The following is a 21405-nucleotide window of genomic DNA, read 5'->3' on the forward strand; positions in this document are numbered from 1 at the left end:
CTAACCATCATGACTTTTCACGATAACGCCATTTACAACGCCCTGACCCGCATCAGCCGGTTAACGAGCATCGCCAACCAGCACCGGCGGGCGTACCAGCAAACCGAGCGCGAGCTTCAAGAAGCCAAGCTTGAGGCCTTCAACACGCTGAAAACGTTGCCTCACGAAACGCTCACCGCGCTCTCGGAAAACCCTATCGAGGATATGGAGCACCTGATCATCATCAACGACGGCGACGTGGTGGAAGACACCTTCAACGACAACACCATCACCGTGACCCGCTGCCCCAGCGTCACACCAATCTACCGCTTCAAAGCCCAGGAGGTGAACGATGGCTGATAACGCCGACATTGCCACCGACACCATGGAGCGCCGCATGGAAGCGGCGCTGGCCAGCCGCCCCAAGTGGCTAGGAATCGACATGGCCGCTTCCGATCCGGACTGCGAAGACTGCGGCGACGAGATCCCCGCCGCCCGACGCAAAGCCGCGCCCTGGGCCACCACCTGCATCGAGTGCCAGGGCATTCGCGAGCAACGGAGGCGGCATGTGCGCTGAACCGGTCAAAGGCGGCAGGCTTGCACGGCAAGCGGCCATGCTCTGCCAGGATCGCGCCTTTCAGGACTACCTGGACAAACGCCGCCGCCACAAACAGGGCCTCACCGAGGCCCAATTACCCGACGGCACCCACAACGCCGACGACGCCCGCGACTGGCTCTGCGCCGCCTGCCAGATCCAAAGCCGGTCGGAGCTGGATCACAACCCAACCGCGGCGGCCACGTTCCGCCGCATTCACCAACGCTTCATGAAGTGGAAGCAGCTAAGAGGTAATAAATCATGACCACATCATCTACCGGTAACCGCCTATTGCGCAGAAAGGAAGTAGAGAGCCGTACAGGAAAAAGTCGCTCTGCCATCTATGACGGCATAAGAAAAGGGACTTTCCCCGCGCCTGTCCCCATCGGAGGGAAGAGCGTTGCCTGGCTGGAAGAAGAAGTTGAAAGCTGGATCGCCAACTGTGTGGCCGCTAGAGCAACTCAGCGTAAACAGTAACATCCCATAACGCCGCCCAGCGCGGCGTTTGAATCATGAATTTAGATAACGGTATAAGAAAGGCGCCCTTTTCTTACTCTTTCAAACTGGAATAAACTGTTTATATTTACAGTCTGAAAGGGATCGGATATGGCAGAAGGTGTCGAGGTGCGCGGCAATGCCGTGCGCGTCTATTTTCGCTGGGAAGGAGAACTTTGCCGGGAGCCACTGCCAGGCCCAGCCACGGAAAAAAACATTGATCATGCCAAGCGTCTTGTCACCATCATCAACTACGAGATTGAAGCGGGCACCTTCGATTATGCTCGCCATTTTCCTGAATCAAAACGCCTGGCTGAAAACCGCTTCGGCCATTACCTGGACCTCTGGCTGGCTATCAAGAAAAACGAGCTCGCCTACTCCAGCTTTCGCGGCGTGCATTCCAAGGCAGAAACGCACGTAAGGCCCAAATGGGGCGAAGCCCAGGCAGATACAATCGACCATATCGAGCTGCAGGACTGGATTCAAAAGGAGTTGGCGGCACACCTATCCAACAAAACGATCAAAGAGATCGTCAGCATCATGCGCCAAACCTTTCGCCTGTATGCCACGCGCAATAAGAAGGCGTTTGACCCCACCAGCGGCATCACCATTCGGCTGCCCGACGATGAAGATCCAGATCCTTTTACGCGAAGCGAGATCGAGAAGATCCTGACAACGCCCACAAATCGCGTTCAGGAACTCAACCTGATCCAGTTTGCTATCTACGACGGGCCGCGCATTTCAGAGGCGCAGGCACTTGCCTGGGAAGACGTGCTGGATGTTGAGAAAGGGATCATTCGATATCGGCGAGCAGTCGTGCGGGGACGGTTTAAGGTAACCAAGACGAAACGCTCAACGCGCGTTCACCACTTGCTCAAACCTGCCCGCGAGGCGCTGCAGGCGCAATATGCCATGACGGGCAAGCTGGAGCCACGCGTTTATGAAGTTGTCGATCGTGACAATCGCACGGTGCGCAAAGAGAAGCTACGCCTGGTGTTTTTGAATTCACGTAACAACCAGCCCTTCTACGAAAATGCGATCCGCGAGCGCTTCTGGAAAACCCATCTGAAAAAAGCGGGGGTTCGCTATCGCGGCCCTAATCAGTGCCGGCACACCTTTATCAGTCAGCTGCTTTCGCTTGGCGTGGTGCCCCTTCACTGGATCTCGAACCACGTTGGCCACGCGACCATCACCATGATTCAGCAGCGCTATGGCAAGTGGATTCGTGGTGACGGCCCGGACATCCCTGCTCTAATCGAGAAGCAGCTAGGCCTCTAGCATTCCCAGGATTGTTCCCAAAACCGCTCCCAGGGCCCATAAACGAAGAAAGGGAACCAACATAAGATGTTGATTCCCCTTCTAAAATTCTTGGCGGAGGAGGAGGGATTCGAACCCTCGAAGCCTTTCGACTTACACACTTTCCAGGCGTGCTCCTTCGACCACTCGGACACTCCTCCGCGTTGTTTGTTCTTTTGAGACCAGCGATGCTTTTCCCAACAGAACGGCGCGTATTCTATGGCCTAAGCTGCGAAATAGCAAGCCATTTTCAGATCAGGCCTCGGGAAGAACCACGTAGCTGCCGGTCGCCTCCAGGCACAGCGTGTTACCGCAATAGAGCTTTTGATCCAGCGTAATGCGCCCTCTACCGCGTTGCTGAAGCTTGTCGGCAAGCATTACAGGGCCTTGGGAATCATGCGGACTACATACCATGCGGTAATCTGCCGTCACCGGCGCATGGAAGCGCTGGCTCGATTCGGCGACGACCACGTCTTGCGCTCTGCCCTGCGCGCGCAGCCATAACGTTACCCAGCACCAGCCCAGTAGTGTCGCTTGCGCGGTGAGCGCTCCACCAAAACCGGTGCCTTTATCATTCAGGCTGGGCTTTAACGACAGTTGCCAGGTAAGCGTGTCACCCTGGCGATCCATCTGCATGATGCCCAGCGCGCCAACCATGGGAATTGCCTCGCCGAGCCACTGCTGAAAGGCAACAAGATCATCCGACCCTTCGGTTAACGGTAGCCGTGGGTAAGCGACACCGGCTTCTCGGCTGCTTGCCATGGCTAACTCCAGCGTTCGACAAAGTCATCAGTTTGATGCTCAGGAAGCGGCTTGTGGCGACCAGCGGGGGTTCCCAGATAAATAAACGCAACGACCTCGTCGTCGTCTTCCAGGCTCAACCCCTTGTGCACCACGGGGTCAAAGGCATACTTGCCGCTACGCCACATGGCCCCCAAACCCAGCGCATGAGCCGCCAGCAGAATACCGTGGGCCGCGCAGCCGGCGGAGATCACCTGCTCCATCTTGGGCACTTTGGCAATATCCGGCGTCACCTTGGCGATCACGGCAATGATCATCGGCGCCCGCAGTGGTTTTTTGCGCGCCGAGTCAAGCACGGAATCCTTGGCATGCGGGTCTTCCTGAAACTCGGCCTCGGCAAACAGCTCACCCAGGCGTTCACGCCCTTCCCCGCTGAATTCGATAAACCGCCAGGGGCGCAGCTCTTTATGGTCAGGGGCACGCAGCGCAGCCCGGTAGATTGCGCCAAGCTGCTCGGCATTGGGCGCGGGCTCGTTCAGCTTGCCCATGGAGCTACGTTCGTGCAGCAGCGTAAGTGCGTCCATGATGACTCCGTCGGTTCAATGAGATGAGCGCTACTTTAGCGCAATCATTTATTGTCTTGCCAGACGCAGCGGGCTAGGCGGCGCAAGCCCAGGCGTGGCACGCCAGGGGCTGATGTCCAACCCTCCGCGCCGCACATAGCGCGCCAGGACCAATAGTTCAGTGGGCTTGGTGCGCTGCATCAGGTCGGTAAAAATATGCTCAACGCAATGTTCGTGAAAGTCCTGATGCTGACGATAGCCGATCAAATAGCGCAATAGCCCCTCTCGCTCGATCTGCGGACCTTTATAGCGAATCATGACGCTGCCCCAATCCGGCTGACCGGTCACTGGGCAGTTGGATTTTAAAAGGTGCGAGTACAGTGTTTCTTCCACCACCTGATCACCTGCCTTCAAATGGTCAGCACTCGGGGTGTAATCGCTCACCTCGATATCCAACGCATCTAGGCACTCCCCCGGAAGCTGCCGAGGCGCCAAGGTGTCGGCGTCAACATCAAAAAGCTCGACGCCAACCGGCGCATTCGCTGCGTCTGCTAAATCCCGGGTTAATGTCGCAATGACGTCGTCTTGATTGGCAAAGCGAGTCTGATTAAAGCTGTTGAGGTATAGCTTCCAGGATTTTGACTCAATCAGATTGGGTGAGTCAGCGGGCAAACGAAAGCGTGCAACAGCCACCACCGGCTTGCCACGCCCGTTCAGCCAGGACACCTCAAACGCATGCCACTCGTCCTCACCGACAAACGGCAGCCTGCCCTCGACAATGCCCAACGGGGCTCGATTGGCCGCACGGGGAATCGGATACAAAAGGTCAGGATCATAGGCGTCTGGATAAGCAGATTCGCGCCCCAGCGGTGCCTCCATCAGTGTTTCGGGTCGATGCGACATGACTTAACTCCGGATTCCTTTACCACGTTCCAACATGCGAAGCGCTACGACAAACAACACGACAATGAAGCCCAGGACGGCAGCCAAGGCCCAGCCAACCGGGATATCCGACACACCCAGGAAGCCATAGCGGAAGACATTCACCATGTACAGAATCGGGTTGAGCATCGACACGCCCTGCCAGAAATCGGGCAGCATGGAAATCGAGTAAAACACTCCCCCCAGGTAGGTCAGCGGCGTGAGGATAAAGGTCGGCACGATGGAAATGTCGTCGAATTTATTGGCCAGCAGCGCGTTGATAAAACCACCGATGGAAAACAGCGCCGACGTCAATACCACCACCAGCACGGTCAGAAACGGATGCTCGACGGTCAGGCGAGTAAAAAACAGCGAAACAATGGTCACAATCAGCCCGACGCCAAGACCACGGGCCATACCGCCAAAAATGAAACCGGATAAGATGACCCAGTTAGGCATCGGCGAGACCATCATCTCTTCAATCGAACGCTGGAACTTGTTCGAGAAGAAGCTGGAGGCGACGTTGGAATAGCTGTTGGTGATCACCGACATCATGATCAGCCCGGGAACAATAAAGTCCATGTACGTGAAGCCGTCCATCGCCCCAATGCGCGAGCCGATCAGATTGCCAAAGATAATGAAGTACATGGCCATAGTGATAGAGGGTGGCAACAAGGTTTGCGGCCATATCCGCGTAAAGCGCTTGATCTCCTTGAGTACCAGCGTCCACAGGGCGATGAGCGTTTGACTGGCGTTCATACCCGCGCCTCCTGTGCTTGAGGCTGCTCTGCCCGTTGATCGATCGCGCTCTGACCGCCTTCCACCATCGACACAAACATTTCCTCCAGGCGGTTGGCGCGGTTGCGCATGGAGACAACCTGCAAGCCCTGCTCGGTTAATGCACCAAACACATCATTGAGTCGCTGGCCACGATGGATCACCAATGATAGCTGCGAGGCTTCCACTCGCTGGATATCAAATCCCTCCACCACGGGGGTATCACTGACAGGGACAGCAAGGTCCAACAGAAAGGTCTCTCGACTCAGTTCGGTGAGCAACTCCCGCACACTGGTGTTACGGACGATTTCGCCGTGATTAATGATCGCGATATTGCGGCACAGGCTCTCGGCCTCCTCCAGGTAATGCGTCGTCAGAATGATCGTAGTGCCTTCGTCACGATTAATGCGGCGCATGTACTCCCACATGCTACGGCGTAGCTCGATATCCACGCCCGCGGTCGGCTCGTCAAGGATCAGCAATTTAGGTCGGTGCATCAAGGCACGCGCAATCATCAAGCGGCGTTTCATGCCGCCGGACAGCATTCTTGCGCTGCCATTGCGCTTGTCCCACAGCCCCAAGTCGGTCAACAGTTGCTCGGCGCGAGGCAGCGCCTCACGACGCGTCATACCGTAATAGCCCGCTTGCGCCAGCACGATATCGAGCACTTTTTCGAACTGGTTAAAATTAAACTCTTGCGGTACCACGCCGATCTGGTATTTCGCTTTAGAGAAGTCTTTATCGATATCGATACCAAAGACCGATACCTTTCCCTGGGTCTTCTGCACCAACGAACAAACCACGCCCAAGGTAGTAGACTTGCCTGCGCCATTGGGGCCCAGGAGCGCAAAAAAATCGCCCTGCTGGACGTCGAGATCAATACCTTTTAGCGCTTGAAAGCCGTTACCGTACTCTTTGGTAAGGCCACGTATCGACAATGCCGGTTCGGCCATAAACATGTCCTGTCAGCAAAAATAAGGAAGTCATCACATGCGTAAACATTAGATATTAGGGCGCAAACTATTTTTTCAAACAGTTCTGCCCCGGAAGGCTATGAATAACTGAAGAGAAGGAAAGTAGAGATGGGTGCGCTTGGAGCGGGAAAGGAGATCGATCGGACTGGCGCTCCAGCTCACGACCCTAGGCAGTATGCCCTATCTAAGTATGCGCTTGGAGCGGGAAAGGAGATTCGAACTCCCGACCCTCGCCTTGGCAAGGCGATGCTCTACCACTGAGCTATTCCCGCAGCGCAAAAGACAAGTACGAGATGGCGTCCCATAGGGGGTTCGAACCCCTGTTACCGCCGTGAAAGGGCGGTGTCCTGGACCACTAGACGAATGGGACACTGTGCAAGCATAAAATTAATTGGAGCGGGAAAGGAGATTCGAACTCCCGACCCTCGCCTTGGCAAGGCGATGCTCTACCACTGAGCTATTCCCGCTTTATAAACCTACGCCTAACGCATTCTCGCTATCGGATGGCGTCCCATAGGGGGTTCGAACCCCTGTTACCGCCGTGAAAGGGCGGTGTCCTGGACCACTAGACGAATGGGACGCAATTGGAGCGGGAAAGAAGATTCGACCGGGCTGGCGTTCCAGCTCACGACCCTCGTCTGCTTTACCACACACCTAATTGGAGCGGGAAAGGAGATTCGAACTCCCGACCCTCGCCTTGGCAAGGCGATGCTCTACCACTGAGCTATTCCCGCACTCCGATACCTTAACGATTTAGTTGGCGTCCCATAGGGGGTTCGAACCCCTGTTACCGCCGTGAAAGGGCGGTGTCCTGGACCACTAGACGAATGGGACGTCGCAATGCCTCGTCGAGGTGGCGCGTATGTTACTCACCCCTTATTGAACTGTCAAGCATTCCCGGCCCAATCGCCCTTCCCGACTCGGCAGCGTCACTTCCATCAACGCAGGCACATAGCCGCCTCAAGGTGGTGCACAAAGCATGACGCGGCGCGCCAGCTGAGTGCAACGGCCACCACGGTAGCGGTAAGCGACAGCCGATAAACACTGTAAAAATCTTTTATTTAAAATAAAATCGATTTTATGGCATGGCGTTTGCTAACACCTTGGTGGGACAAACTTGATTTCTCCACCGCCAAGAGGTGACTCATGACCTTTACACGCCGCAAGTTTCTTACGACCGCCGCTGTTTCATCCACTGCAGGATTGGTATTGGGAGCTCCCAGCATTGCGCGAGCACAGTCGTCCGAAACCTTTAACTGGCGCATGACCAATGCCTACGGGCCAGGCTCTCCGTTTTATGTCGAGGGACCCGGCAGCCCCACCGATGTCATCGAAAAAATCAACACCATGTCGGGTGGTCGCCTCAATATTCAACACTTTGCCGCGGGTGAACTGATCCCGGCGCTCGAGGGGTTTGAAGCGGTACAGAGCGGCACTATCCAAATGAATGCGGCCAACAGCTATTTCTGGTCAGGCACGACCTTTGCCGCTCAGTATTTCACCACCGTGCCATTCGGCATGAGCTTTATGGGCCATATGGCCTGGCTTTATCACGGCGGCGGCCTCGAGCTTTGGCACGAGCTTTACGAGCCGTATGGCATGGTCGCCTTCCCGCTGAATAACACTGGCGTACAAATGACCGGCTGGTTCCGTGAACCAATTGAAGACATCAGCCAGCTTGATGGCCTGCGCATGCGCGTTCCCGGCCTGGCCGGCAAGGTCTACTCTTCCCTCGGTGTCGATGCCCGCGTATTACCCGGTGGTGAGATTTTCCCGGCGCTGGAACGCGGCGTGATTGACGCCGCCGAATTCGTCGGCCCTTTCCAGGACCGCCGTATGGGACTTCAAGACGCTGCGAAATACTATTACACCACCGGCTGGCACGAACCCTCCACCACCGGTGAGCTACTGATTTCCAAATCCCACTGGGACAGTCTGCCAGCAGATCTGCAGATGATTGTTCGCTCGGCGTGCATGGCCGCCTGCCTGGAAAGCCTGACTTGGTCGGAGGCCGTGAACGGTGAAGCCATGACCGACCTGGTCGATAATCACGGGGTCATCGCCAATCAACTGCCAGAATCAATCGTCAATGCACTGCGCGAAGCCACGCTGGATACGCTGCAAACCGAAGCCAACGCCGATCCGGCGGTACGCAAAATCCACGACAGCTACATGGCCTTCAAGGCTCAACATGACCGCTGGGCAGGTGCCAGTGAACGCGCTTGGCTAAGCGATATCATCGGAGTGTGATATGCGAGCGGTAGAAAAGGTAGTTAATAGCATAGAGGTGCTGGTCCGGCTATTTGGCCGGATCGCCGCCTGGACCTGTGTGTTGCTGGTAGCACTGGTCTCCGGTGATGTAATACTGCGTTACCTGTTCGACTTCGGAGCCCTATGGCTGCAAGAGCTGCAGTGGCACTTGATATCGCCCATTGCCCTGTTCGGCATGGCGTATTTGCTACTTAACGACGAACAGGTTCGGGTAGACGTTTTTTACGAGCACTTCCCGGTGCTCGTAAAACGTACTATCGAGGTGTTCGGCGGGCTCACGCTGCTGGTTATGGGCTTGTATATCGCCTGGCTGACGCTTCCCTGGGTCGCGCAATCGTTTGGCCGCGGCGAGGGGTCACCCAATCCTGGTGGCCTGCCCTACCGCTGGGTTTTAAAGGCCTTTCTTCCCTTTGGCTTCACCCTGCTTGCGCTGCAGGGACTGGCCCATGCACTGCGCAATGCGTTCGCACTCCCCGCACAAGGTGACTAACCGATGTCTTTAAATGAATGGCTGGCGATCGGCATGATCGGGGCTTTTTTCGTCATGCTACTGATCGGCATTCCGGTGGCGATCAGCATTGCCACAACCGCCTTTGTCTTTGGTTTTATCGGCTTTGGTCCGATGCTTTTCAACCTGCTTCCGTCGCGTATCTACGGCGTGGTAACCAACTACACCTTCATGGCTATCCCGCTGTTCGTTTTCATGGGTGTGATGCTCGAAAAGTCGAAACTTGCCGCCGAACTGATCGATGTAGTCGGTCACTTGTTCGGTAATGTATCGGGCGGAATGGGTGTGGCGATTATTTTTGTCGGTGTCCTGCTTGGTGCGGCCACGGGCATCGTCGGCGCCACCATCGTGACGCTCGGCCTGCTCACCTTGCCGACACTGCTGCGTCGCGGCTACCCCAAGGCACTTGCCAGCGGGATGATATGCGCCTCTGGCACGCTGGGGCAGATTATTCCTCCAAGCCTTGTGCTCATTCTACTGGCAGAGATCCTGGGTGAGTCGGTGGGCACTATGTTCGCTGCCGCCATGATGCCTGGATTGACCCTGGCAGCGGTGTACATTATTGCCATTCTTGCGCTCGCCGCCTGGAAACCCCATCTAATGCCACCGATCCCTGCCGAAGAGCGTGCCCAAATGGGCAAGGCGCAATTGTTACGCAAGGTCATACTGGTGGTAGGCCCGCCGGTGGGCTTGGTCGTTGCCGTGCTTGGCTCGATCATCGGCGGCATTGCCGCGCCCACTGAAGCCGCCGCCATGGGCGCGCTGGGCGCCCTGGTATTTGTTGCCAGCTCCGGGCGGCTTAGCCTTGACCTACTGACAGAGGTCGCGAAGGCAACGCTGATCATCTCATCCATGGTCTTCTTTATCCTAATCAGCGCGCAGGTATTCGGCCTGGCGTTTCGTGGTCTTGGCGGCGAGCACCTGGTAGCGCGTATGTTCGAGTGGGTACCCGGCGGTGAGATAGGTGCACTGCTCTTCATGCTACTGCTGATGTTTGTGCTCGGTTTCTTTCTCGAGTGGATAGAAATCAGCTATATCGCCCTGCCGTTGTTCTTGCCCTTTTTTATCCAGATGGGCGTTGACATGGTGTGGCTGGGCATTCTGGTGGGGCTGGTGCTGCAAACCTCGTTTTTAACGCCGCCCTTCGGCTGGTCACTGTTTTTCCTCAAAGGCGTCGCCCCCAAAGGCGTCACCACGCTGGATATCTATCTCGGCGTGCTACCGTTTATCGCTTTACAGTTTCTCGCCATTGCCATGGTGATACTATTTCCGGGTATTGCCACGTGGCTGCCTGCCGCCATTGGCTGGTAAACCTCAGGCTCAATAATAAAAGGACAGCTTATGCTCCATACGCAACGTAGCTTCAGCGGCAGTTGTGTCGCTCCGCACCACCTCGCCGCCAGTGCCGGTCGAGACGTACTCAAGCAGGGGGGCAACGCCGTGGAAGCCATGGTCGCGGCCGCGGCCACCATCGCCGTGGTCTATCCGCACATGAATGCTCTTGGCGGTGATGGCTTCTGGTTAATCCATGAGCCTGGCAAGGCACCAGTGGCCATTGATGCCTGCGGCCCAGCTGCGGGGTTGGCCAATGCGGATTTCTATGCCGGTGACACGCAGATTCCCGAACGCGGTCCTAAAGCAGCCCTCACCATGGGAGGCACGGTAAGCGGCTGGCAGGAGGCGCTAGCGGTTGCCGCCGACTGGGGAAAACCTCTACCGCTGACAACGCTGCTGGCCGATGCCATTGGTCATGCACAAAAAGGCGTCGCGGTTTCCAAGAGCCAGGAAACGCTGACTGCCAAGCACCTGGAGCGCTTATCACAAAGCCCTGGGTTCAGCGAGGCACTTCTGGTCGATGGTCAAGCGCCCAGAGAAGGCGACCGGCTTCGCCAGCCGCGTTTGGCCGCGACGCTGGAACGACTGGCCACGGCCGGTCTGGATGATTTTTATCGCGGTAAGTTGGCCGAAAGCATGGCCCGGGATTTGGAGATGCTGGGTAGCCCGCTGCGTTTGCAGGACTTCCACGAGTATCGCGCCCAGCGCGTGACACCCCTGGAAGTAGGCCTCACCGACGCCACCTTGTATAACCTCCCTGCCCCTACCCAGGGGGTGGCGTCGCTGATGATCCTCGCCATTTACGAGCGCATCAAAGCCACCGAACCCAATGGCTTTGGTCACTTGCACGGCCTCATTGAAGCCACCAAGCGCGCCTTCATGCTGCGTGACCAATACGTCACGGACCCGGCGCGGGTCCCCACCTCGCTTCAAGGGTTACTCAGCGACGAACGCATTGCCGCTGAGGCTGCCCAGATCGACTCATCCAAAGCACTGCCCTGGCCCCACGATCCAGCGCCAGGCGATACCGTCTGGATGGGCGCGGTAGATAGCGAGGGTCGAGCAGTCAGCTTCATACAAAGCATCTACTGGGAGTTTGGCAGCGGCGTTGTCCTGCCGGAAAGCGGCGTGCTATGGCAGAACCGCGGTATCAGCTTCTCGCTTGACCCGGAATCGCTTCGTGGACTGGCCCCTGGGCGCAAGCCTTTCCATACGCTTAACCCAGCGATGGCCCGGTTTAACGATGGCCGTACCATGGTCTACGGCACCATGGGCGGTGAGGGTCAGCCGCAATCGCAAGCCGCGGTCTTCTCGCGCTACGCGTTTCACCACATACCGTTGCAGCAGGCGGTTACCGCACCACGTTGGCTCCTGGGCCGTACTTGGGGCGAATCGAGCATGAACTTAAAACTCGAGGATCGCTTTGACGCCAAACTGGTGGCAGCGCTCAAGGCGGCTGGGCATGATGTCGAAGTGCTCGATGAGCCGTTCAGCGACACCATGGGACATGCGGGAGGTATCGTTCATCACCCTGACGGGCTGATTGAAAGCGCTCACGACCCGCGTAGTAACGGTGGCGCGGCCAGCGTTTGATGGCTTGGCTGGCGATTTTTGCCGATATTGCGCATCCTGAACTCAAGCAGGCCAGGCACTGTCATTGACGATAGTGCCCTTGGCGATAAAGTCCTTTACGATAGTGATACGCTATCCTGAGTCAGGAAGCGGGAGAGGAGACCCCCATGGCAAAAATCGAAAAATCCCCGGATCAATGGCAAGAAAAACTCACGCCGGAGCAGTATCGCGTCACTCGTGAAAAAGGCACTGAGCGGCCGTTTACCGGGGACTACCAAGTCAGAGAGGTGCAAGGTATCTACCATTGCGTTTGCTGCCATGCCCCTCTATTCGAGAACGAACACAAGTTTGATGCAGGCTGCGGCTGGCCAAGCTTTGACCGTCCGCTTGGCACCCGCTGCGTCGAAGAGCATCAGGACACTACACATGGCATGGTGCGCACCGAAGTGGTGTGTTCCCACTGCGATGCGCATCTTGGCCACGTATTCCCCGATGGCCCCCCCGAGAGTACCGGCTTGCGCTACTGTATCAACTCGGTAGCCCTTGAGTTTCATCCCGACGAATAGATGTTACCCATTGCGCCCACCAAGTGGCGGGCGCAATGATCTGCGCGCACCCTAGCGTTAGAACTCATCCCATTGATCAGCAGTTTCAGTCGCCACCTCGCGCGCTTTCGTCGATGAAGAATGGCTGGGTAATGCCTTGGCGGTTTTCTGAGTGGCTTGATTCATTCTTTCCAGATGTGCGCGAGCTATTTTGATGCTCTCTTCCTGAGCCCCTTCCAGGCGGAATGCGTCCACCACGTTAGCCAACTCGAAAGCTTCCAGGGACAGGTTATCCGCCGACGCGGCAATCGACTGCACCTTGGTGGCGTTTTGCTGGGTGACGTTATCCATTTCAGCAATCGCCGAATTGATTTCCCCAATTCCGCTACTCTGCTCACTGGATGCCGTGCTGATTGACTCCATCAGCTCGCTTACCTGGTTGACCTGGCGCATAACGGCGTCGATCGCTTTCTCGGCCTCCTCCACGGCGCTTCGCCCGCCGGTGACTTCCTGAGTGGTGCTGTCGATCATGCGACGAATTTCCTGGGCGGCTTCAGCGCTTCGCCCGGCAAGGTTACGTACCTCACTGGCCACCACCGCAAACCCTCGACCATGCTCGCCAGCCCTGGCGGCTTCCACAGAGGCATTCAAGGCAAGAATATTGGTCTGGAAGGCGATGCCGTCAATCACGCTGATCATTTCGGTCATTTTTTCAGCACTTTGAGCAATCCGCTGCATACGCTCAACCAGCTGCTGCATCTGCTCGCTGGTTTGCTGAGTACTGTGCGAGTTCTGTACGGCCAATTCGCTCGCCTTGCGGGCATTGTCGGTATTCTGCTGCACGGTCGAAGTCATTTCTTCCATGCTCGAGGCCGTTTCCTGCAGCGACGATGCCTGCTGCTCAGTACGCGACGCCAGTTCCTCATTTTCGGCGGCAATCTGCTGAATGGCCGGGGTAACCACCGAGACACGGTTTTCAACGTCACCCACAATACCTGACAGGCTAAAACGCATCGTATCGAGCGAGTACAGAAGCTCACCTAGCTCATCACCGGTTTGGCGACGCTCCCGGGCCGCCAGGTTGCCCGCGGCAATCTGGAAGGTCACGTAGCGCGCGCCGGCCAGGCTACGCAGCACCGATTTCAGAATCAGCACGCTCAAGCCGATCATGACCGCCGCGCCCAGCCCCATCAGCACCAGCTGGGCAATCATCATCTGCTGGCGGCCCTGGTCGGCCTCCGCCAGCATCTCGGCAGCAAAGGTTCGTTCGCTTTCAACCAGTTGGCTGACCTCGGCTTGCAACGTTTGCGTGCCGGGCTTGACGATATCGTTGAAGGCGACAAAGGCGTCGTAGCTCTCCTTCTCGACCAGGGCGGTCACCGCCTGATCGACCCCGTCGCTCCAGTTGCCGAGCGCTGAGCCAAAGGACTGCAGTGCCTGGCTGTCGGGATCTTCATCGGCGCGGTATTCGTCCCAGCGCGCCTCGATCCTTTCCCGTTTTGTGCCGACCGACGCGGCCAGTTCATCGGCGTCCACGGCGCGCGGATTGAGCACGGCGGGATCCAGCTCATCCACTACCTGCCCGGCGGCCTGTTCGATTCCCTGCAGGCTCGCGACGTCATCCAGTCCCGAGCGGCTCAGGGTATCCAGGCGATCTCCGGAGACCATCAATCCGTAAATACCCAGTCCACCAGCAATCCCTATCAGCGCCACGGACGCCAGCACCATGCCGATCAGCTTTGCGCGCAGGCTGGTGAGCTTGAAGCGCGAGACGATGCCGATAACCCCCTTGCGTCGAAGCTCACCGCGTACCAGGGTGTAGTGCCTGGATTTGCCTTTCTCACGCATCTCGGCGTAGACCTTTTCCGCCTTGGCAACGGCCTTGGGACTCGCCTTTCGGCGTACCGATGTATACCCCACGATACGGTCACCGTCACGCAGTGGAGCAAGCGTGGCATGCACCCAGTAATGATCACCGTTTTTACGGCGGTTCTTGACCAGGCCCTGCCAGGTAGTGCCTGCCTGCAGGGTTTTCCATAAATTCGCAAAGGCCGCTTCGGGCATATCCGGGTGTCGAATTAAATTATGCGGCGCGCCAATCAACTCATCGCGGGAGTAACCACTTACTTCAACAAACGTCGGGTTCGCATAGGTCACGTTGCCTTTCAAGTCCGAGCGCGATATCAGCACGGTCTCTTCAGTTAATGGGTATTCTTGCTGCGTGACGGGTTGGTTGTTGCGCATAATGATCCCTGTGAAGAATGTATTTTTTCTAAGAAGCTTTTATGGATATCGACCTTGAGCGTAAAAACTAAATAGTGATCTACAAAGAAAAAAACGCTATCCGAGAGGATAGCGTTTAAAGGTTATACAGGACTAAACGTTAATGGCCAGAAAGGCTAATTTAACGATGATAATCGTTAGCAGTGTCATCAATTAAGCAAGTCAATGACTAATTCGCTTAATGAGCTATTTGAATACAACCTTGGCCACATCACGATAGCGATTGGCAAAGTGCACTGTCATGCCTTCTCTGAGGTAATCGGGCAGCTCTTCATAATCACGCCGGTTTGCCTCCGGCAGGATGACTTCAAAGATGTCACTGCGGCGCGCCGCAATCACTTTTTCGCGAATCCCGCCCACAGGCAGTACCTGGCCGGTGAGCGTCAGCTCACCCGTCATGGCCAGAGGACGGTCAATAGCCTGATGCCTGGCCAGTGACAGCAGCGCCGTGGTCATGCTGACCCCCGCCGAGGGACCATCTTTGGGCGTGGCACCTTCCGGCACGTGCAAGTGTACAAAGGCAGAGTCGAAAAAGTCGCTATCGGCGCCGTATTCCTGCAGATGGCCAAGCGTATAGCTGTAGGCAATATTGGCAGACTCCTGCATCACATCGCCAAGTTTGCCGGTAAGCTTGAAGCCACGATCCAGAGAATGAACCTTGCCAGCTTCGATGGGCAAAGTGGCACCACCCATTGCCGTCCAGGCAAGACCGGTAACCACGCCCTCACCTTTGAGGACTTTTTCCTTGCGGAAGATGGGCGCGCCCAGGAATTCCTCGAGGTTCTTAACCGACACCTTGACGGTCTCAACGTCGTCTTCCAGCAGCTTGACGGCTGCCTTGCGCACGATGCGGTGCAGCTGTTTCTCCAGCTGACGCACCCCCGCTTCCCGGGCGTAGCCCTCAATCACCTGCTTTAGAGCGGCGTCACTGAGCTGAATACGCTTTTTGGGCAGGTTGTCGCGCTTGAGCAGCTTGGGCCAGAGGTGATGCTTGGCTATCGCCAGCTTTTCCTCGGCAATGTAGCCCGACAGACGAATTTGCTCCATGCGATCCAGCAGCGCACTCGGTATGGAATCCAGGGTATTGGCCGTACACACGAACAGCACCTTGGAGAGATCCATACGGACATCCAGATAGTGGTCGAGGAAATCGACGTTCTGCTCCGGGTCGAGTACCTCGAGCAACGCCGATGCCGGATCCCCTTGGAAAGACTGGCCCAGCTTGTCGATTTCATCCAGCATGATCACCGGATTCTCGACTTCGACTTCCTTGAACGACTGAACCAGCTTGCCGGGCATCGCGCCCACGTAGGTACGGCGGTGTCCCTTGATCTCGGCCTCATCGCGCATGCCGCCGACGGAAAAGCGATAGAACTGACGACCCAGCGCTTCGGCAATCGAACGCCCAACAGAGGTTTTACCCACGCCAGGCGGGCCTACCAGCAGCAGAATCGAGCCGCCAACATCGCCCTTGAAGGACCCTTCGGCGAGGAATTCGACAATCCGTTCCTTGACGTCTTTCAAGCCGTCGTGATCACGGTCCAGGACTTGTCTGGCATGATTCAGATCCAACTGGTCAGGACTGGTCACGCCCCATGGCAGCGACGTCAGCCAGTCAAGATAATTGCGTGTCGTGCCGTACTCAGGCGAACCGGTTTCCAGTACGCTGAGCTTGTCCAGTTCATCGTCGATCCGCGACTGGACCCGCTCGGGCACCACCAGCGATTCCAGGCGGGCGCGGAAGGTATCGACATCGTTTTCACGGTCGTCCTTGGAAATACCCAATTCGCGCTGGATCACCTTGAGCTGCTCGCGGAGGAAAAACTCACGCTGACGCTCCTGCATCTGCGCGTTGACCTGCTCGCTGATTTCGCTTTGCAGCTGTGCAACGTCAATCTCCTTGCGCAGCAGTGGCAGTACCTTCTGCATGCGCTCAGCAACATCCAGCGTCGACAGCACATCCTGAAGCTCCGGACCCTTGGCAGAGGTAATCGCCGCGGCAAAGTCGGTCAGCGGACCGGGTTCGTGCGGGCTGAAACGGTTCAGGTAGTGCTTGAGCTCTTCGCCGTACAGCGGATTAATGGGCAGCAATTCCTTGATCCCATTAATAATCGCCATCGCATAAGCGCGGGTTTCTTCGTTTTCTGCATCCACCGGCTCTTTGGGGTAACTCACTTCAACCAGGTAAGGCGGCGTGCTGGATAGCCAACGCTGAATCTTGAAGCGCTGCACACCCCGGGCGATAAACTGGATCTGCTGATCCTCACCCTTCATCTTGTGAACTTTGACCGCCGTGCCAATGGTCGGAAAGCCTTCACTATCCAGGGAGTCGATACCCTGCTCACCCACATAAGCAACCCCTACAGTCTGGTGCGGGGTATTACCCACCCGGCGCATGGTCTCTTCCCAGCGTTCACGATTGATGACCAGCGGTTGCACCTGGGCGGGAAAGAAGGGCCGATTATGGATCGGTAGCAGATAGATACGTTCGGGAAGCATGTCACTGGCGGGCACCATTGAGTTGACACGCTCACCGTCTGATCGGAATTGGTCGTCCTCACCCTGCGAGGTCGGATCGTTGTCGTCCTGCACGTTAAAGTGGTCGTCTCGGTCAAATTCCTGGTCGCTCATGAACCCTCCAATCAACACCTGCCGGTGGCGATTGCCGCTCGGCTTTGTGATGGAAATGCGGGCACATCAGACAAACTTCAACCGTTGACGCTCAGGGCCATAGATTGGGCATTGGACGACCATTGACGCGCCACTGGCCACGCACCACGTCGAACGCCAGTTCCTGAGTACCCAACGGCAGCCCCAACCAGAGGGCCGCGACGGTCGGGGCATCGTGCCAGGTAAAGTCCCCGTCGATACGCTCACGCCAACGCGCCTGCTCTTCAGGCTCATCCAGCTTGGTGATGTCCAACTTGTCCAGCTGGCGGTTGTCAAAGAACAGCGCGCCATCGGCATCCAATCGAATCCCCAGCAGCGGACTGTCGACAGCGATGGTCGAGACATCCAACCGCGGTGAATCGCTTAACAGCTGACGCAAGTCGGGCTGCAGGCGAGTCAGGGTTCCCTCCGCCAAGGGTAAGCGAGCATCGCCCCATGCGGCTTCCTGGCGCAGTTGACGTATGGTATCGCGCACCGCATCGGCATTGATCCGGGAAAGCTCCATTTCCATATGGCCGTTTTGCAGTAACGGCGTGTCCGGCGCTTCGGAAGGCACCCTGACCTCGCCAATATGCAGCTCTCCTTTCACGCGCAACTCCTGCTCGTCGAGCATCATCCGGCTACTGACATCAAGCGGGGCTATTTGCACATCAAAAGCAGGGTAGGACAGCGCCACATTCTCGATATGTAGAGAATCGTACTGGGTAAAGTGGTAGGCGTCTTCGGTGTAGGTGTAGCGGCTCTCCAACGTCGAGGGCCCGACACGCAGCTCGGCCGGCCCATCGGTAATGGTCAGTTGATCCATCAGCGCCCGTAGCCGCCAATCGCCGTAAACGCCCTCTAGGCGCAGCCGACCACCGCGCACGGCTAATTCCCTGCCGTTTTGCTGAATAACGAAGGGAGCAAGCGCCAGACGCAGTTCGCTGTGACCGCTCAATGTGTGGTAAGTGCCTTGCCAACGCGGTACGGAAGGCGCAGATACCTCCCCCAACGCTTGCTGAAGGACGGTATCGAGGCGAGGCAAAAGCGTGCCTTCCACGTCGGTGCTTAAAAGACCGTGACGGGCCGTGTAGCTAAGCTCCAGTCGCCAGGGCCGCCCGAGCAAAGGCGAAAGAACCAATCGGCCTTGTGAGGTTAACCATCCCTGATCGCTTTCAGTACGCGTCACCCGCCACTCACCGCGGGCGGCCAGGTCATCCAGCGCCTGACGCAGGCTGCGCTCGAACAACACGCTTGAAAGCAGCTGTGCCGCTACCCATAGCACGGCTATTACCGCCAGAACGGGGACAATCAAACGTTCCTTGCGCATGGCATCTCCCTTGAGCCAAACGCGCCAACGGGCAGCGTTATTAAACGGTCAATGCAGCCAAAACCACAGATGCATTATGCTCCAGGCGTAGATCCCTGCCATCACATCATCGATCATGATGCCAAACCCGCCGGCCACCCTCCGGTCCGCCCAGCGGATAGGCCAGGGTTTGAATACATCGAAAATGCGGAACACCAAAAAGCCCCACAGTGCAGATTCCCATGAAAACGGCACCGCCGCCATGGTAATCCAGTAGCCGACAAATTCATCCCAAACGATCCCGGAATGATCATGCACCCCTAAATCGTTGGACGTTCTATCGCACAGCCATACGCCGATCACAAAGGCGACAAAAACAATACTTAAGTACCAGCCTAGCGACAGATCGGCCATTAACCAATAAAAAGGAATCGCCGCCAGCGTGCCAAACGTACCCGGCGCAAAAGGCACGGCACCACTGCCAAGCCCAAAGGCAAAAAAATGCGTGGGCCGACGCCAAACGCTTGCAGGGGCATGATTCATGGCGTCTCTCCCTTGAAATGCTGCCAGCCGTGATAGCGCTGAACGGGAAGTCCATGCACGCCCAAGATGTCGCTGCACTCACCAATCACGTGGAGTGGAACGCCTGACGCAGCAAGCTGCTGGCGCGCTTGTTCGACGTGAGTCGAGGGCAACGTCACCAGTAGTTCATAGTCGTCGCCGCCGGTCAATGCGGCCTGTCGAGCCGCTTCTGGCCCCAAGGCATGTTCCAGGCCTTCAGCCAGCGGCAATGCGTCCAGCGATAACGTTGCCCCTACGCCAGATGCCTCGCGCAGATGGCCCAGATCAGCTAACAGTCCGTCTGAAATATCAATCGCCGCGGTCGCCCACTCGCGCAACGCTTCGCCTGCCGCCAAGCGCGGCGTCGGCCATAAATAGCGCTCAAGCAGCGGGTGAGCCTTATCGCGTTCACCCTCTCGCCACAGCGCCAAACCGCCGGCTCCCCCGCCCAGCGCGCCGGTAACGGCAATCACGTCGCCAGGCCGGGCGCCGCTTCGTGTCAGCGCTGTGGTATTGGGCACGTCACCCATGACAGTCACGGCGATGGAAAGCAGGCCGGACGTGATGTCGCCACCCACCAGCGTTGTTGCGTGCCGGTCAGCCAGTGCGGCAAACCCCCGCGCATAGCCCGAGAGCCAGGCATCAGCAGCGTTATCATCGGCAAATTGCGCCTGATCAATGGTCAGCGCCATCACGCACCAACGTGACGTCGCCCCCATGGCGGCCAGGTCACTCAGCGCCACAGCCAGCGCACGGTGTCCAATGGCTTCAGCGGGTGCTTCGCCGGGGAAGTGAACATCTACCACCGAGGTATCCACACTCACCACTAGCTGGCGGCCCGGCTGTGGCGTCAGTACGGCAGCATCATCACCGACCCCCAGCGCCACGCTCCGAGAGCTCGCATCGCGACACGGCGACGTAAAATAACGTCGAATCAGATCAAATTCGGCAAGCACAAAGGCCCCTTGAACGCAACGTCAGCAAGAACGCGCAGTCACCCGGTCCATGGGGCCGGTTAGCGGCGACGCGCACTGACTTCGGCACTCCGCAAGCGAATGGCTAACTTGTCGAGAATGCCGTTCACGTATTTATGGCCGTCAGTGGCACCAAACGACTTGGCCAGCTCAACGCCTTCGTTAATGACCACACGATAAGGCACTTCCATACGCCGCGACAGCTCGTAGGCTCCAAGGCGAAGAATGGCCAGCTCGACGGCATCCAGGTCTTCCAGACGACGGTCAAGCAACGGTGCTATATCCCGGTCCAGCTCCGCACTGAAACGCGACGTATTGATCAGCAGCTCATGAAACAGCGCCTTGTCAGCAATCTCCATCACCTTGGCCCAATTCTCATGATCTTCCATGTCGGCATCAGGTAGATGGCTGCGGAATTCGGCCTCAATGGTGTTGATCGGCTTACCCGTCATGTGCCACTGATAGAGCCCTTGCACCGCCAGCTCACGCGCCGCTTGCCGGCCCTGCTGGGCAGCCGAAGGCTTGCGCTCACGACGTTCACTCATGAGTATCACCCGGCGCAATAGCGCGCAGCAACGAAACCATTTCCATGGCCGCCATGGCCGCTTCAGTACCCTTGTTACCCGCTTTGGTACCGGCACGCTCAATGGCCTGCTCGATCGACTCGACGGTCAGCACGCCGTTGGCGATGGGCGTATCGAACTCGAGCTGTAGTTGGTTGAGGGCGGTATTGCAGCCACCCGCCACATATTCAAAATGCGGCGTTCCACCGCGGATCACCGCCCCCAGGGCGATGACCGCGTCAGGCTTCACCACCTTGAGGACACGCTTGACGGCCAGCGGCAGCTCCCAGGCACCGGGGACGTGCACAATATCGATGTGCTCCATATCAACGCCATGACGAACCAGGCTATCGACGGCGCCCTCCACCAGACTGTCTACGACATGGTGATTGAACCGGCCAACCACGATGACGTAACGGCCATCGACGTCGACAAAGGTACCTTCAACTTGAGAAAGGGATTGCATCAATTTATTCCTGCTAAAGTGTATAACG

Annotated in this window: 22 protein-coding genes and 7 tRNA genes; 10 read left to right on the plus strand and 19 right to left on the minus strand. The window is 57.3% G+C overall.

Going from position 1 to position 21405, the window contains the following annotated elements; all coding sequences use genetic code 11:
• Positions 1-9 precede the first annotated feature (9 nt).
• The 5 genes from IT895_RS12600 (at position 10) to IT895_RS12620 (ending at position 2347) form a co-directional block, all read left to right on the plus strand.
• Complete coding sequence (locus IT895_RS12600; RefSeq protein ID WP_199283654.1) at positions 10-339, plus strand: hypothetical protein; 330 nt, start codon at positions 10-12, stop codon at positions 337-339.
• Positions 332-556, plus strand: coding sequence for a TraR/DksA family transcriptional regulator (locus tag IT895_RS12605; protein ID WP_199283655.1), 225 nt, complete (start codon positions 332-334; stop codon positions 554-556). The genes IT895_RS12600 and IT895_RS12605 overlap by 8 nt, the downstream gene beginning before the upstream one ends.
• Positions 546-839, plus strand: a complete 294-nt coding sequence (locus tag IT895_RS12610) for a hypothetical protein (RefSeq protein ID WP_199283656.1) — start codon at positions 546-548, stop codon at positions 837-839. Before IT895_RS12605 ends, IT895_RS12610 begins: the two co-directional genes overlap by 11 nt.
• Complete coding sequence (locus IT895_RS12615; RefSeq protein ID WP_199283657.1) at positions 836-1051, plus strand: helix-turn-helix transcriptional regulator; 216 nt, start codon at positions 836-838, stop codon at positions 1049-1051. The genes IT895_RS12610 and IT895_RS12615 overlap by 4 nt, the downstream gene beginning before the upstream one ends.
• Before the next feature lie 129 nt (positions 1052-1180).
• A complete protein-coding gene (locus tag IT895_RS12620) occupies positions 1181-2347 on the plus strand; it encodes an Arm DNA-binding domain-containing protein (RefSeq protein WP_199283658.1) in 1167 nt (388 codons plus the stop codon).
• Between the two features lie 91 nt (positions 2348-2438).
• On the opposite strand, the gene IT895_RS12625 is transcribed toward IT895_RS12620, so the two are convergent.
• The 12 genes from IT895_RS12625 to IT895_RS12680 form a co-directional block, all read right to left on the minus strand.
• Positions 2439-2526, minus strand: a tRNA-Ser gene (locus tag IT895_RS12625).
• Positions 2527-2620: 94 nt separating this feature from the next.
• On the minus strand, positions 2621-3127 hold the full coding sequence (locus tag IT895_RS12630) for a YiiD C-terminal domain-containing protein (protein ID WP_085917799.1): 507 nt from the start codon (positions 3125-3127) through the stop codon (positions 2621-2623).
• A gap of 2 nt (positions 3128-3129) precedes the next feature.
• On the minus strand, positions 3130-3690 hold the full coding sequence (locus IT895_RS12635) for a nitroreductase family protein (protein ID WP_085917798.1): 561 nt from the start codon (positions 3688-3690) through the stop codon (positions 3130-3132).
• Positions 3691-3738: 48 nt separating this feature from the next.
• Positions 3739-4572: an NADPH-dependent 7-cyano-7-deazaguanine reductase QueF gene (gene queF, locus IT895_RS12640; RefSeq protein WP_199283659.1), complete on the minus strand. Its 834-nt coding sequence runs from the start codon at positions 4570-4572 to the stop codon at positions 3739-3741.
• A 3-nt stretch (positions 4573-4575) separates the two neighbouring features.
• The gene (locus IT895_RS12645; RefSeq protein WP_085917796.1) at positions 4576-5349 is read right to left on the minus strand and encodes an ABC transporter permease; all 774 of its coding nucleotides are present in this window, start codon (positions 5347-5349) and stop codon (positions 4576-4578) included.
• On the minus strand, positions 5346-6320 hold the full coding sequence (locus IT895_RS12650) for an ABC transporter ATP-binding protein (protein ID WP_085917795.1): 975 nt from the start codon (positions 6318-6320) through the stop codon (positions 5346-5348). Before IT895_RS12650 ends, IT895_RS12645 begins: the two co-directional genes overlap by 4 nt.
• 218 nt (positions 6321-6538) lie before the next feature.
• Positions 6539-6613: transfer RNA gene (locus IT895_RS12655), tRNA-Gly, on the minus strand.
• A gap of 22 nt (positions 6614-6635) precedes the next feature.
• Positions 6636-6711 (minus strand) — tRNA-Glu (locus IT895_RS12660).
• A gap of 22 nt (positions 6712-6733) precedes the next feature.
• Positions 6734-6808: transfer RNA gene (locus tag IT895_RS12665), tRNA-Gly, on the minus strand.
• A gap of 37 nt (positions 6809-6845) precedes the next feature.
• A tRNA-Glu gene (locus IT895_RS12670) sits at positions 6846-6921 on the minus strand.
• 79 nt (positions 6922-7000) lie between these two features.
• Positions 7001-7075, minus strand: a tRNA-Gly gene (locus tag IT895_RS12675).
• 24 nt (positions 7076-7099) lie between these two features.
• Positions 7100-7175 (minus strand) — tRNA-Glu (locus IT895_RS12680).
• Positions 7176-7487: 312 nt separating this feature from the next.
• Between IT895_RS12680 and IT895_RS12685 the strand changes: the two genes are divergently transcribed.
• The 5 genes from IT895_RS12685 to msrB all read left to right on the plus strand — a co-directional run bounded on the left by IT895_RS12685 (position 7488) and on the right by msrB (position 12593).
• Positions 7488-8591 (plus strand): TRAP transporter substrate-binding protein, encoded by a 1104-nt coding sequence (locus tag IT895_RS12685; protein WP_066317930.1) that lies wholly within the window; start codon positions 7488-7490, stop codon positions 8589-8591.
• Between the two features lies 1 nt (position 8592).
• Positions 8593-9102, plus strand: a complete 510-nt coding sequence (locus IT895_RS12690) for a TRAP transporter small permease subunit (protein ID WP_085917794.1) — start codon at positions 8593-8595, stop codon at positions 9100-9102.
• 3 nt (positions 9103-9105) lie between these two features.
• A complete protein-coding gene (locus IT895_RS12695; RefSeq protein ID WP_085917793.1) occupies positions 9106-10431 on the plus strand; it encodes a TRAP transporter large permease in 1326 nt (441 codons plus the stop codon).
• A gap of 30 nt (positions 10432-10461) precedes the next feature.
• Complete coding sequence (locus IT895_RS12700; RefSeq protein ID WP_085917792.1) at positions 10462-12048, plus strand: gamma-glutamyltransferase family protein; 1587 nt, start codon at positions 10462-10464, stop codon at positions 12046-12048.
• Positions 12049-12194: 146 nt separating this feature from the next.
• The gene (msrB, locus tag IT895_RS12705; RefSeq protein WP_085917791.1) at positions 12195-12593 is read left to right on the plus strand and encodes a peptide-methionine (R)-S-oxide reductase MsrB; all 399 of its coding nucleotides are present in this window, start codon (positions 12195-12197) and stop codon (positions 12591-12593) included.
• Positions 12594-12650: 57 nt separating this feature from the next.
• Here the strand turns inward: msrB and IT895_RS12710 are convergent, their stop codons facing one another.
• The 7 genes from IT895_RS12710 to ribH all read right to left on the minus strand — a co-directional run bounded on the left by IT895_RS12710 (position 12651) and on the right by ribH (position 21377).
• Complete coding sequence (locus tag IT895_RS12710; RefSeq protein ID WP_085917790.1) at positions 12651-14816, minus strand: methyl-accepting chemotaxis protein; 2166 nt, start codon at positions 14814-14816, stop codon at positions 12651-12653.
• Between the two features lie 225 nt (positions 14817-15041).
• Entirely contained in the window at positions 15042-17486 is a 2445-nt protein-coding gene (lon, locus tag IT895_RS12715; protein WP_085917789.1) for an endopeptidase La, read from the minus strand.
• A gap of 91 nt (positions 17487-17577) precedes the next feature.
• Positions 17578-18834: a DUF945 family protein gene (locus IT895_RS12720; RefSeq protein ID WP_085917788.1), complete on the minus strand. Its 1257-nt coding sequence runs from the start codon at positions 18832-18834 to the stop codon at positions 17578-17580.
• A 48-nt stretch (positions 18835-18882) separates the two neighbouring features.
• Positions 18883-19356, minus strand: coding sequence for a phosphatidylglycerophosphatase A family protein (locus tag IT895_RS12725; protein WP_199283660.1), 474 nt, complete (start codon positions 19354-19356; stop codon positions 18883-18885).
• A complete protein-coding gene (gene thiL / locus IT895_RS12730) occupies positions 19353-20330 on the minus strand; it encodes a thiamine-phosphate kinase (protein WP_199283661.1) in 978 nt (325 codons plus the stop codon). The genes IT895_RS12725 and thiL overlap by 4 nt, the downstream gene beginning before the upstream one ends.
• A 59-nt stretch (positions 20331-20389) precedes the next feature.
• Positions 20390-20893: a transcription antitermination factor NusB gene (nusB, locus tag IT895_RS12735; protein ID WP_085917785.1), complete on the minus strand. Its 504-nt coding sequence runs from the start codon at positions 20891-20893 to the stop codon at positions 20390-20392.
• Positions 20886-21377 carry a 6,7-dimethyl-8-ribityllumazine synthase gene (ribH, locus tag IT895_RS12740; protein ID WP_199283662.1) on the minus strand — a complete coding sequence of 164 codons (492 nt, stop codon included), beginning with the start codon at positions 21375-21377 and terminating at the stop codon, positions 20886-20888. The genes nusB and ribH overlap by 8 nt, the downstream gene beginning before the upstream one ends.
• Positions 21378-21405: the final 28 nt, after the last annotated feature.

Origin of the sequence: Halomonas sp. A40-4, from assembly GCF_015767635.1 — a bacterium.
Lineage (GTDB): Bacteria > Pseudomonadota > Gammaproteobacteria > Pseudomonadales > Halomonadaceae > Vreelandella > Vreelandella janggokensis.